Genomic DNA, 11,474 nt, shown 5'->3' with positions numbered 1-11,474 from the left:
GCGCAAAATGCCGCGGATTCGGAGCAACTTTCTCTCGACGAGTTGCTCAATGCGCTGGACGATCGGATGATCGCAGCAACCGCAAACGGGCGACAGGCGGAAATCGCGCGGCAGGTCCGCGCCCGCTACGCGCTGCGCCTCATTTCGCTGGCCGACGACAAGGGGCTGTCGTCGACCGCGATCGCCATAGTCCGGGCCCATATGCAGAGCCTCGCGGGTCGCCTGGGCAAGCGTGGCAACGGCCCGGCCTTGGCGCATGACCGTTATCTGGTGGCGATGCTTACTGCGCCGGCCGAGGAAAGGTCGAAGCTGGCCGAGCCGATCGCGCCGCCGCCGCCGATCCCGCCGGGCGCACCGATCGGCAGCGATGCCGAATGCTGGTTCTGCATGCCGGCCCCATCCGAAACTTCAGAATAATCGCCGTTCCAAAGGGGGAATCCCATGCGTAAGTCTCTGCTCACTGCCTTGCTCGCGACTGCCGTCGCCCTGCCGATTGCATTCCAGCCGACCGCCTCCTCGTCCGCGCCGAGCGAAGGCGGGATCGTCGCGATCGTCGGCGCAACCATCTTCGACGGCACCGGCGCTGCCCCAGCGCCCGGCACAGTGCTGATCCAGGACGGCCGGATCGCGGCAGTGGGCAGCGACGTTAAGGTGCCGCGCGGCGCCAGGATCATCAACGCCAAAGGCAAGGCGCTGCTGCCCGGCTTCTTCGACATCCACACCCATTGGACCGCTTCCGGCGCGCCCGGCACTTTCCCGCAGATCGCCAATGCCTATGTCGCAGCGGGCGTGACCACGGTGAACGACTTCAACGAGGCGCCCGAGGCCTACGCCCCGCTGCGCGCCTGGCTCGGCCAGATGACTGCGCCGCATGTCCACTTCGCGGCGCGCGTGAGCACGCCGGGCGGTCATGGCGCCGACTGGGCGGATCAGGCAACGACGCTCTGGGTCAACACGCCCGAAGCCGGGCGCGCCGCGATCGAAAGTCTGATCGCCTACAAGCCCGACCTGATCAAGGTGTTCGCCGATGGCTGGCGCTACGGCGTGTCGCCCGACAATACCAGCATGGACGAATGGACGCTGCGGGCCGTGGCGCAGGCCGCGCACAAGCAGAACTGGCCCGTCGTCACCCACACGGTGACGGTCGATCGCGGCCTGGTGGCGGGACGCGCGGAGGTGGACTCGCTTGCCCATGGCTTGCAGGATCGGCCGATCACGCCGGAGGAAGTCGCCGCGATCAAGCAGAGCGGCATGGCGATGGCGCCGACGCTTGCCGTCTATGATCCCTACAAACCGCGCGATACGCCGGTGAAGGCCGACGATCCGCGCCTGCAACAGACGGTGCGCAAGTTCGGATATGCGCTGGGCAATGTGAAGGCGATGTTCGATGCCGGCGTGCCGATTGCGTTGGGCACCGATGCCGGTATGCCGGGTACGCCACATGGTCCGTCGACCCTGCACGAAATGGAGTTGCTGGTGCAGGCCGGCCTGACCCCGGCGCAGGCGCTGGTTGCCGGTACCCGGACCAGCGCGAAGATCATGCGGCTGGACGGCGATCGCGGCACCATTGCGGTGGGCAAGCGCGCAGATATCGTGCTGATCGACGGGACGCCCTGGACGAACATCAGGGATGTCTACAAGGTGTCGCAGGTGCTGATCGATGGTAAACTGTCCTATGGCGCAGGAGCCCCCGCCCTGCCCGCCGCCAACCGCGGCGATCGCTTGCCGTCCATCACCGTTCCGGCGCTGCTCGATGATTTCGAGCGTGACGACCGCCGCTCGGCGATCGACACGCTGCGCATCGATACGCCCGATGGCGGCATCGATCGTTCGGTCGAGATCACCCAGACCGTTCCGCGCGATGGCGGCGGCAAGGCGCTTGCGCTTTCGGCTCGCATGGCGGTGAAGGACAATGCCTATGCAGGCTTTGCCATTCCGCTGAGCCGCGGATCGATCACCCCTGCGAAGATCAACGGCTGCAAGGGCTTGCGCTTCGAGCTGAAGGGCGACGGCCCCTATATCGTGCGCTTGAACGGGTTGGATGGCATCTGGGAAGCGACCGTGCAGGGAAGCGCCGATTGGAGCGCGCAGAAGGTGCCCTTCACCAAATTCAAGCCGGTGTCGCGGCGCGGCAAGACGAGCCCTGTCTTCACCGGCGACGGCATAACCCAGGTCGAAGTCGGCGGATCGCGCGGGCCGGGTCAGCGCATGTGGTTGCAGATCGACAATGTCCGCTTTTATTGAGGTCTGATAATGGCTTATCGCCGGGATACCGGCGATAAGCAGCAACCTGCGACCAGTCCCCTGGAGAGAATGTATGAAATCACACTGGCTTCTTCTGTCGGGCGCACTGTTGTTGCCCGCGCCCCCGGTTGCAGCGCAGGGCAGCAGCACGCTGACCCCGCCCGAACGCTTCTTCAAGCAGCCGCCGGGCACCGACTATTATCTCGCCAACTATAGCGAATATGAGGCCTATCTCCAGAAACTGGCGATGGAATCCGACCGCATCAAGCTGGTCGACATCGGCAGGACCGCCGAGGGGCGGACCCAGTGGATGGCGATCGTGTCTTCGCCTGCCAATCTGGCGAAACTGAACGATTATCGCGCCATTTCCGAAAAGCTCGCCCGCGCCCAAGGGGTGGACGAGGCGGAAGCGCGAAAACTGGCGGCGCAGGGCAAGACGGTCGTCTGGATCGACGCGGGCATGCACGCGACGGAGACGGTGACGTCGCAAGGGCAGATCCAGGTCATCCACCGGATGCTCAGCCAGTCGGACCCTGAAACGATGCGAATGCTGGACGATTGCATCATCCTGTTCGGGCACGACAATCCCGATGGCATGGAACTGGTCAGCAACTGGTATATGCGCCAGGCCGACCCGAAGAAACGCGAATTTGCGACACTGCCCCGGCTCTACCAGAAGTATGTGGGGCACGATAACAACCGCGACAGCTTCATGGCCGCCATGCCGGAGACGGAGAATGTCAACCGGGTGCTGTTCCGGCAATGGTATCCGCAGATCGTCTACAATCAGCACCAGACCGGGCCGGAAGGCATGGTGGTGTTCGTGCCGCCGTTCCGCGATCCGTTCAATTTCAACTATGACCCGATCGTGATGTCACAGTTGAACGAAGTCGGCTTCTCGATGCATTCGCGGCTGATTTCCGAGGGTAAAGCAGGATCGGGCACACGCAGCGCCGCTCGCTATTCGACCTGGCACAATGGCATGGAGCGGTCGGTCGCCTATTTCCATAACAGCATCGGCCTGTTGACGGAGATTATTGGCGGACCGACCCCAGCGAAGATTCCGCTGGTGCCCGCGACCCAGTTGCCGCGCGGCGACGAAATGATGCCGATCGCCCCGCGCGATTGGCATTTGCAGAATTCGCTCGACTATCAGTGGACGCTCGACCGGGCGGTCATCGACTATGCGTCGCGCAATCGCGAGCGACTGCTGTTCAACATCTGGAAGATGGGCGCCAACAGCATCGAGAAGGGCAACAAGGACAGCTGGACCATCACCCCGTCCAAGGTCGATCGCCTGACCAATGCCGCGCCGGTGAAGCCGGAAGGCAAGGACGCCCGTCCCGGCGGACCGAAGAAGGTCGATCCGGCGCTATACAAGACGATGCTGCAAAATCCGGCTGAACGCGATCCACGCGCCTATATCATCCCGGCCGACCAGCGCGACATGCCGACCGCGATCGCCTTCCTCAACGCCCTCATCAAAAATGGCGTCGAGGTTGAGCGCGCAGACGCGCCGTTCCAGACAGGCGACAAATCTTATCCCGCCGGCTCCTTTATCGTGCGCACGGCGCAGGCGTATCGCCCGCATGTGATCGACATGTTCGAGCCGCAAGACCATCCCCACGACACCGACTATCCCGGCGGTCCGCCGACCGCGCCCTATGATATTACCGGCTATACACTGGCCTATCAGATGGGCATCGGTTTCGATCGTGTTCTCGATGGCCTCGACCAGCGCTTCACCCCGGTGCCCGACCTTCTGCCACCGCCGCCAGGTCGCGTGGTCGGTCAGGGGAAGGCCGGCTGGATCGTCGGCCACGATACCAACAACAGCTTCATTCTGACCAATCGCCTGCTCAAGTCCGGCCTCCGTCCCGCATGGCTGAAACAAGAGGTAACGGCGGCCGGCGAAACGCTTCAGCCCGGCGCGATCTGGATTCCGGCATCGGCGGAGGCGCAGGCGATCGTGGACAAGGCGGTTAGCGAATTGGGCCTGACCGTTCATGCCACGGACGCGGCACCGCAAGGCGATCGGGTCGCACTCAAGCCGCTGCGTATCGGCCTTGTCGACCGCTATGGCGGCCTCATGTCGTCGGGCTGGACCCGTTTCCTGCTCGAACGCTTCGAATTTTCCTTTGCGCAGGTCTATCCCAAGCGTCTGGATGCCGGCAATCTGGCGAAGGATTATGACGTCCTGCTCTTCACCGACGATGCCCTTCCGCCCAGCGGTGCATGGGGATCGGATCGGCCGGGCAAACAACCCGAGTTGAAGGACACGCCCGCCGAATATCAGGCGATGCTGGGTGAGATGACCGACGGGAAAACCGTTCCGGCCGTGGCCGATTTCGCCCGTAATGGCGGTGCCGTCGTCGCGATCGGCAGTTCGGCGCGTTTCATCGATCTGCTCGGCGCACCGCTCAAGCCGGCGTTGACGCGGGAGATCGACGGCGCACTGAAGATGCCGGACACCAAAAGCTTCTATATCCCCGGATCCATCCTGCGCGCACGCGTCGATAATCGCCAGCCGCTGGCCTACGGCATGCCCGATCAGGTCGACGTCTTCTTCAACCAGTCCCAGACCTTCGTTCCCACGACCAATGCCACGCCCTACGGCAAGGCAAGCTGGTTCGAAGGGCGCGACCTGCTGCGCAGCGGCTGGGCCGTTGGGCAGGAGAAACTGGCCGGGACCATCACAGTGGCCGATATCGACGTAGGCAAGGGCAAGCTGCTGGTCATGGCCCCCGAAGTCGCCCAGCGTGCTCAATCCTATGGCACGTTCAAATTCCTGTTCAATGCGCTGCTCTACGGCGCAGCGGAACGGAAATAACGCTATTCGGGCGGGGCATGACGCATTGCCCCGCCGGCACTACCCCTCCTGATCGGTGCAATCCGCCACCGGCGCATCGTCACCGCGGGTCAGGACGATCCTGTCCGCGCTGCGAGCGACGTGGACCAGCCCCTGCTGCTCCAGCGCCTCTGCAAGGCCATCGGCATTGTCGATCGCGAACACGCCACTGATAGAAATGCGGGCAGCCGCGTCCGTCACCTCCAGTCGTCCGGACGCATAGCGGTTCATCTGCTCGGCGACGTCTGACAGGCATTGCGCGGTGAAGACGATCCGGCCGTCGCGCCATGCGCTTTCGCGTACAGCGTCGATCAAACCTACCGAGACAGAGGACTCGTTCTGCGTCAGGCGCATGCCGGCGGAAATCAATGACGCATGGCTGCCGGCGCGGCTCGATATCTGCGTCACCACACGCACCACGCCCTCGGTCGTCGTCACCTGTTCCCGTCCCGACAGACGGGATACGTCAAACGCCGTGCCGACGGCCGTCGCCGTCAGGCGACCTGCGGACACGATGAACGGCCGGCTATGGTCTTTATGAACCGCAAAATAGGCACGCCCCTTTTCCAGTTCGATCGCCCGCTCTCCTGCGGAAAAGGCGAAACGCATGGCGCTGTCCGCATCCAGCACCACGCGCGAACCGTCCGGCAGGAGCATGTTGCGTCTGCGACCCGCAGGACTGAACAGACGTGTGGCAGCCTCCCTCATCATCTGGCGTTCCGTCGCGACCGCCTGCGTCGCTTGCGGGCCGGGATGATCTATCAACCATATGCCCGCCGGGATGGCGATCAGCGCCACGAGCGACGCAGCCAGAAGCCCGCCTCGCCACCAGCGGCGCGATACAGGCGCCTGTGGTATACTGTATCGCGCCTGCATCTGCTCCATCATGTCCGACAGTGCGGGGTCGTAGCGAAAGTTGCCGCTGCTTTCCCAGCCCGCGCGGATCGCATCCATCGCGGCGCGATGCTCCGGCGCCTGCGCGCACCAGCGAGCCACCTCCGCTTCGTCGACCGATGTCGCATCGCCCGATTGAAGCCGCGCCCAATAGGCGGCGGCAATGTCGTAGGGGTCGTCCCCATCCGTGGTCATGCAGCCTTTGCCTTATCGGATCAGCCGCCGGGCGATATGGGCAACCGCCTTGGCGACATGCTTTTCGATCGCGCTCACCGAAATCCCGACCCTTTCCGCAATCTCGCCATAAGCCAATCCTTCATATCGTCGCATCAGGAAGATGTCGCGCGTCCGCTCCGGCAAATCCTCCAGAGTACGGACGAGCCGCGCAAGTTCTTCCCTTGCCGATAAGACGCGATCGGCGGTACATTCCTCAGCAGGATGATCCTTTTCGGTCAATTCTCCATGACTGGCCGCGTGTCGGACCTTGTCGCGCCGGGCATGATCGCGCAACACGCTGGAGGCGGTCCGAAAAATATAGCCTTCCAGATTGTCGATGCTGTCCTTCGCATCGCGTACGTGCATGCGCAGCATCACGTCCTGAACCAGATCGTCCACCATCGCGCCATTGCTGACACGGCGCGCAAAATAGCGGCGTAGCGCTGGCATATAGGCCAGATAGTCCGGGCGTTGCCCCCCGCCGGTCCACAGGCCTGCCGTCGATGATCCCGATGAACGGTTCAATCCATATCCCCTGTTACCAGCGCCGGTTCCAGCTCAGCATGATCGTGCGCGGTCCATAGCTGAACGTTTGACCCACGCCGTATCCGTTAGTGACGGTCCGAAGATTTGCGACGCGATCGAAGATATTCCGAGCCTGGAGCGATATGTCGCCACCATTCCATCGATAGGACAGACTGGCTCCGAACAGCGAGAAGCCGGAGGTTTCGGCGAAATCCGGATCGTTCCCGTTAAACGTCGACCAGGAGCCCGACTGATATTGCCAATCCCCCGTCATCTTGATCTGGCTACCGCTCCTGATGTTCCAGCTCCGCGCCAGGCTCACCTGCATCCGGCGATCTGGAACAAAGGGAATATCATCGCCGACTTCCGCGCCACCCACGAGCGCCTGTGCCTCGGTGACGCGCGCCATCCGGGCATGGATCAAGCTTGCCTCGACCTTTGCGACGAAGTTTGCCGCAGGCCGCACGACAATCTCCACTTCCGCGCCCCGGATCATCGCATTACCAATGTTCACCAAATAGGCGTGCGACCGATTTTCGGACAATGCGCGATACTGCATGTTCCGCCAGTCGTTGAAATAGGTGACGAGAGTCATCTCCGCCCACCGGCTCCAGCGAAGGTTCAGCCCCATCTCTACGCCCCACAGGCTGTCGCGGCCGAAGGTCAGCCGATCGGGCAGCAATACCGATGCCGTGTTCACGCCAGCCGGACGGAAACTGCGTGCAAGCTGCGTATGCCATGTAGCGCCGGAGACGATGGGAACATCGACATGAATTCGGCCGCTGATGCCTTGGGACGCCTTCGCCGTGAGCGGCCACGATGCGATCGATCCGCTCAATATGTTCGGTACGACCACGTCATTCTGTGACGACACATGATGATTGTCATAGCGAAGTCCCGCTGAAACCAGCAGGCCGTCCGCGTCCTTGTAGGCCAGCGTCCCGAAAATGCCGGCCTGTTTCCGGGTTATGGCAAGTTTCCGAGCACCAAACAGCACGGATCCGCTTTCATATTCATCCGGAAGAGAGGACAGTTCGCTGCGAAGTCTTTCGGATCGATAGTCGAGAAGAAGTCCGGCAACCCAGGTCAGCCCGAAGGGCGCGTCCCTGCTCAGGCGCACTTCCTGAACCACCCGCGTCGATACGATGGGGATGTGCAGGAGCGAGGGCGTCAACCCCTCCACATAATCCGCGAATTCCTCGCTCTGTCCCGCGTCGCATGATGGCGTCGCCAGGTCGAAATAGCGCTGGCAGCCTTCGAGATCGCGCCCTTGCAGCAAGGTGGCGTAGCTGCGGTCATAACGCCGATCGAGCTTCCAGCGATAGGCGGCCGACATGCTCGTCAGCCGTAAGTCGCCCATATCATATTGCAGTGTTATCCGGCCGAGGAGAAAGTCATGACTGGTTGGAGCGGCGAAGTAGCGATCCGTGCGATAGGAGCCGAGCGAACGGAACCAGGCGGACGTGTCGTTGACGCCGCGATGCTGCCAGGCGAGCAGGAGCGACATATCGAGATCGGGCGTGGGCACCGTCCGCGCGACCAGCCTGAAGCCAGCTATGTCGTCGTCATTGATGTTACGAACGCCGGTTCGCACATTGTCGATATAACCTCCCTCACGATTGACATAGGCGGTTGCTCGCAAGGCTGTGTTGGCTCCTACCGGTACGTTCAGCGTCGATGACAGGGCGACACCTGGCTCTCCACCCTGCTGAAAGCTCAGACGAGCGGCTGACACGGCTTGCAACTGCTGAGGATTGGCGGCTTCCGGCTCGATCTCGATCTCGCCCGCCAGCGATCCCGTTCCATGCTCACTGCTGCGCCCCGTGCGCGATATCTCGATCCGTCCGATGTCGACGAGAGCAAGATCGCTTGCGGTGCGGGCGGCGTCACTGCCCGTCCCGGATGGTCCCGAAACAGGAACACCAGCGAAGTATACGATAGTTGTCGCCTCGCCGGCCATGCCGACGCCGCGGACGAGCAAGGCCTGCTGCCCCGATCCGGCGGGTTCGCTGGAAATGCCGACACTCATGTTCGCGACCGTTGCGATGCTTGGTTCCTGCGGCCGAGACCGAAAATCGCTGGCGAAACTGACGTGGTCGCGTCGCCGATCAGCGGTTACGACAAGGGGATCGAGATTATCTGTCGCCCTTTCTACTTCTAAGGGACTTATATTCATTCGGCTCGCGTCCCTCAGAATAGTGACAACGCCGGTGTCAGTTGTTTCAAAGACGAGGCCTGTCCCTTTCAATATTTGTCGAAGCGCGCGATCGAATGACATCCGACCCGAAACGGGTCGCCTGAGCGAGCCCTTGATGATCGACGCACTGAAAAGGATCTGGCGATGCCCCTGCAATCCCAATTGCTGGATTGCAGAGGTCAGGGCCTGAGGCTGTATCTCATATCGCAGTTCCAGCCCGGACTTCGCTGCCAGGGGGCATAAGGGAAGAATGACGATCGCGCTGCTCAGCATCTTGATCGACGGCAGCAACGCACGGATTGAGGGCGTACCCGGCAACCTTTCCTTCCTACGGATCACTTCGAACGCCATGAACTTTAAAATTGCTATGCAGGAACGAGCGAGTCGACGCTTTCATCTATTCATCTGGCTACGCGGTCGCGAAATTCCATCCGCATAAATGGAGCGCACGGTGCTTGCCGGACTCATGGATAACCTCCGATGGAGCAGCAAGAACTGGTGTTGACACCTGGGCACAGGAGCTGGTTTCAACAGCCCGATATTGTCTATCAAATTGATAGTCAATATCGGGCTGTTGAAATTGGACATCTTAAAGATTAATCTAGGTCAATCTCCCGGCTCGAACTCGTATCCGAACCGGAAGCCTGCTCAGAATGTGGCAGTCAGCGAAAAGACCGCTGCACCATCCGCAATCGAGCCGATGCCATCCTGTCCCTTGCTGAAATTGGGCTGCAACGGTGCCGCTTCCCTGGCCGAGATATCCGTATCGATGTAGGAGACGTTCAGGGTCAGGTTACGCCAGGCTGCATCCACGCCCAATGACCAGTCCCAATAATTCCCGGTCGGCGCAACACTGGTTCCGTTCGGCCCAAGGCCTGGATTCCCGTTAGAATGACCGATATGCGCCTTGGCTGTGAAAGATGTGCCTGCAATCGCTGCTGCACCGTCGCCCCAGAGATAGAGATTGTCCTGCTTCTGGCCGTTGCTGTCGGGATGGTTCGACACATTGGCCAGGGCATATTGCTTGGGAGCATAGGCCGCACCGGCGGTGAGCGTCAGCGGACCCGTCGTTCCGCTGAGCTTCACATAGGGCTCAGCGAAGTCCGTGTCGTCCGCTCCGCTTGGATACATGTACCACACCAAGCCAACGTCGAGCGTCGCGCTTTCGGTTAGCGGCATCTTGAAGCCGGCAATCAGGTCGAGTTCCATGTTGGCGCCACCGAACGTCCCCCAGCCAGAAAGGTTGGACCCCCATGCGCTCGCATAAAGACCACTTTCATGGCCAAGGGTGACTCCGCCCTGAATCGCCATGGCCTTGTCCGACTGCGACACGCCACGGAAGCGATAGTCGGAGGCCAGGGTCGCGGAACCCGATATGGTAACGGGCGATCCTGCTTCTTCCTCGGCATGAGCAGACGCCGGAACAAAGCCGAGCATGAGTAGCGGCGCGACAAATATGGTCTTCATCAGATCCTCTTGGGAAATCCAGGCCGCGCTGTGCGGCCGGGCGAGGAGTCTCAGGTAGAGCGGATCGGCATTTAATATCGAGAGGAGGTCAAGGCCTATCGCATTGTATTTTCGTTATATTGTATACGGGCGGCGGGTCTCAAGGACCGAGGTTTCTGAGGATGGCTATGCCTTCATGTCTCGCACGACAGGGATTGGCACATATGCAGCCCAGCGCTCGGACACCATGACCGGTGTCCATAGGGCAGACCCCAGCACGAGCAAGGCTGATCCGAAACTAAGACTGATAAACATAAGCCCCGCCAGAAGCATCTGGACAGCAGTAGCCTCGGCGGCAGGCTGCTCCGTCACGAGCGTTCGCAGGATGCCAACTTCCCACCAGGCGGAAGCCAACAAAGCCATGCCGGCGAGCCTAAGACCAAAGCTGGCGAGCTTCTTTTCATGCCATTTGATCATGACGACACCTCTTTCCAGGAGGTTATCGAAATGCGCATCGCCGCATAGATTCTCGAGAGGAGAAATCCATGTTTTCCGTTGGGATTGCGTAGAAATTTGAGCGGTCTCGCCCACACATCCTAAATCATATGCAGTTCATATGCGGATCACCTAAACCTCCTATGGAAAAAAAATGCCGCATTGTGCGATGGTTCATGTCTAACAGGGTGAGCAAAACTATTGACGACGCAATCGCCGAGCGGAATTCCAGACCAAGGAGATAACTCGCACGGGAAACTTCCTGTTCTGGCGCTCGGCGCGCTGGGCATCGTGTTCGGCGACATCGGCACTTCGCCACTTTATGCGCTGAAGGAAAGCTTTGTCGGCCATCATCCACTAGCAGTCGACGCGGATCATATTTTTGGCGTTCTCTCGCTCATATTCTGGACGATGATGCTACTCGTCACGCTCAAATATGTGTTCATCATCATGCGGGCCGACAATAAGGGTGAATTCAAAATCAAGGACAAGATCTTGGAGCAGTTTCAGTCGGGCTCCTACCCCGGCGAGTTTCTAATCTCGAAGATCTATCCGCACTCATACACGTGGTACGGGAAGATCACAATTGAGATTCGCGCCATGCTCGCG

The 11,474-nt window shown here is 61.0% G+C and carries 9 protein-coding genes and 1 pseudogene; 5 read left to right on the top strand and 5 right to left on the bottom strand.

Going from position 1 to position 11,474, the window contains the following annotated elements; translation table 11 throughout:
• The 3 genes and pseudogenes from VMR39_RS24990 to VMR39_RS24980 all read left to right on the top strand — a co-directional run.
• A pseudogene (locus VMR39_RS24990) lies at positions 1-417 on the top strand (peptidase); the annotation flags it as partial.
• 24 nt (positions 418-441) lie between these two features.
• Complete coding sequence (locus VMR39_RS24985; RefSeq protein ID WP_325420301.1) at positions 442-2,244, top strand: amidohydrolase family protein; 1,803 nt, start codon at positions 442-444, stop codon at positions 2,242-2,244.
• Between the two features lie 73 nt (positions 2,245-2,317).
• Complete coding sequence (locus tag VMR39_RS24980) at positions 2,318-5,074, top strand: M14 family metallopeptidase (protein ID WP_325420299.1); 2,757 nt, start codon at positions 2,318-2,320, stop codon at positions 5,072-5,074.
• 39 nt (positions 5,075-5,113) lie between these two features.
• Here VMR39_RS24980 and VMR39_RS24975 read toward each other — a convergent pair whose 3' ends face one another.
• The 3 genes from VMR39_RS24975 to VMR39_RS24965 are packed head-to-tail and all read right to left on the bottom strand — an operon-like array spanning position 5,114 to position 9,197.
• Positions 5,114-6,181 (bottom strand): FecR family protein, encoded by a 1,068-nt coding sequence (locus VMR39_RS24975; protein ID WP_325420297.1) that lies wholly within the window; start codon positions 6,179-6,181, stop codon positions 5,114-5,116.
• Between the two features lie 12 nt (positions 6,182-6,193).
• On the bottom strand, positions 6,194-6,727 hold the full coding sequence (locus tag VMR39_RS24970; protein ID WP_325420295.1) for an RNA polymerase sigma factor: 534 nt from the start codon (positions 6,725-6,727) through the stop codon (positions 6,194-6,196).
• Between the two features lie 13 nt (positions 6,728-6,740).
• Positions 6,741-9,197: a TonB-dependent receptor gene (locus VMR39_RS24965; RefSeq protein ID WP_325420305.1), complete on the bottom strand. Its 2,457-nt coding sequence runs from the start codon at positions 9,195-9,197 to the stop codon at positions 6,741-6,743.
• Between VMR39_RS24965 and VMR39_RS24960 the strand changes: the two genes are divergently transcribed.
• Positions 9,175-9,363 carry a hypothetical protein gene (locus VMR39_RS24960; protein WP_325420307.1) on the top strand — a complete coding sequence of 63 codons (189 nt, stop codon included), beginning with the start codon at positions 9,175-9,177 and terminating at the stop codon, positions 9,361-9,363. The two genes, VMR39_RS24965 and VMR39_RS24960, sit on opposite strands and share 23 nt — an antisense overlap.
• A 209-nt stretch (positions 9,364-9,572) precedes the next feature.
• Here the strand turns inward: VMR39_RS24960 and VMR39_RS24955 are convergent, their stop codons facing one another.
• Complete coding sequence (locus VMR39_RS24955; protein ID WP_325420293.1) at positions 9,573-10,391, bottom strand: TorF family putative porin; 819 nt, start codon at positions 10,389-10,391, stop codon at positions 9,573-9,575.
• A gap of 165 nt (positions 10,392-10,556) precedes the next feature.
• Complete coding sequence (locus VMR39_RS24950) at positions 10,557-10,961, bottom strand: hypothetical protein (RefSeq protein ID WP_325420291.1); 405 nt, start codon at positions 10,959-10,961, stop codon at positions 10,557-10,559.
• Between the two features lie 129 nt (positions 10,962-11,090).
• Between VMR39_RS24950 and VMR39_RS24945 the strand changes: the two genes are divergently transcribed.
• Positions 11,091-11,474: DUF3275 family protein (locus VMR39_RS24945; RefSeq protein ID WP_325420303.1), on the top strand; the 384-nt coding region annotated here is incomplete at its 3' end.

The organism is Sphingobium sp., from assembly GCF_035511395.1.
Taxonomy (GTDB): domain Bacteria; phylum Pseudomonadota; class Alphaproteobacteria; order Sphingomonadales; family Sphingomonadaceae; genus Sphingobium.
Note: the sequence above shows the minus strand (reverse complement) of the source record. Positions and strands in the feature narration are given on the sequence as shown.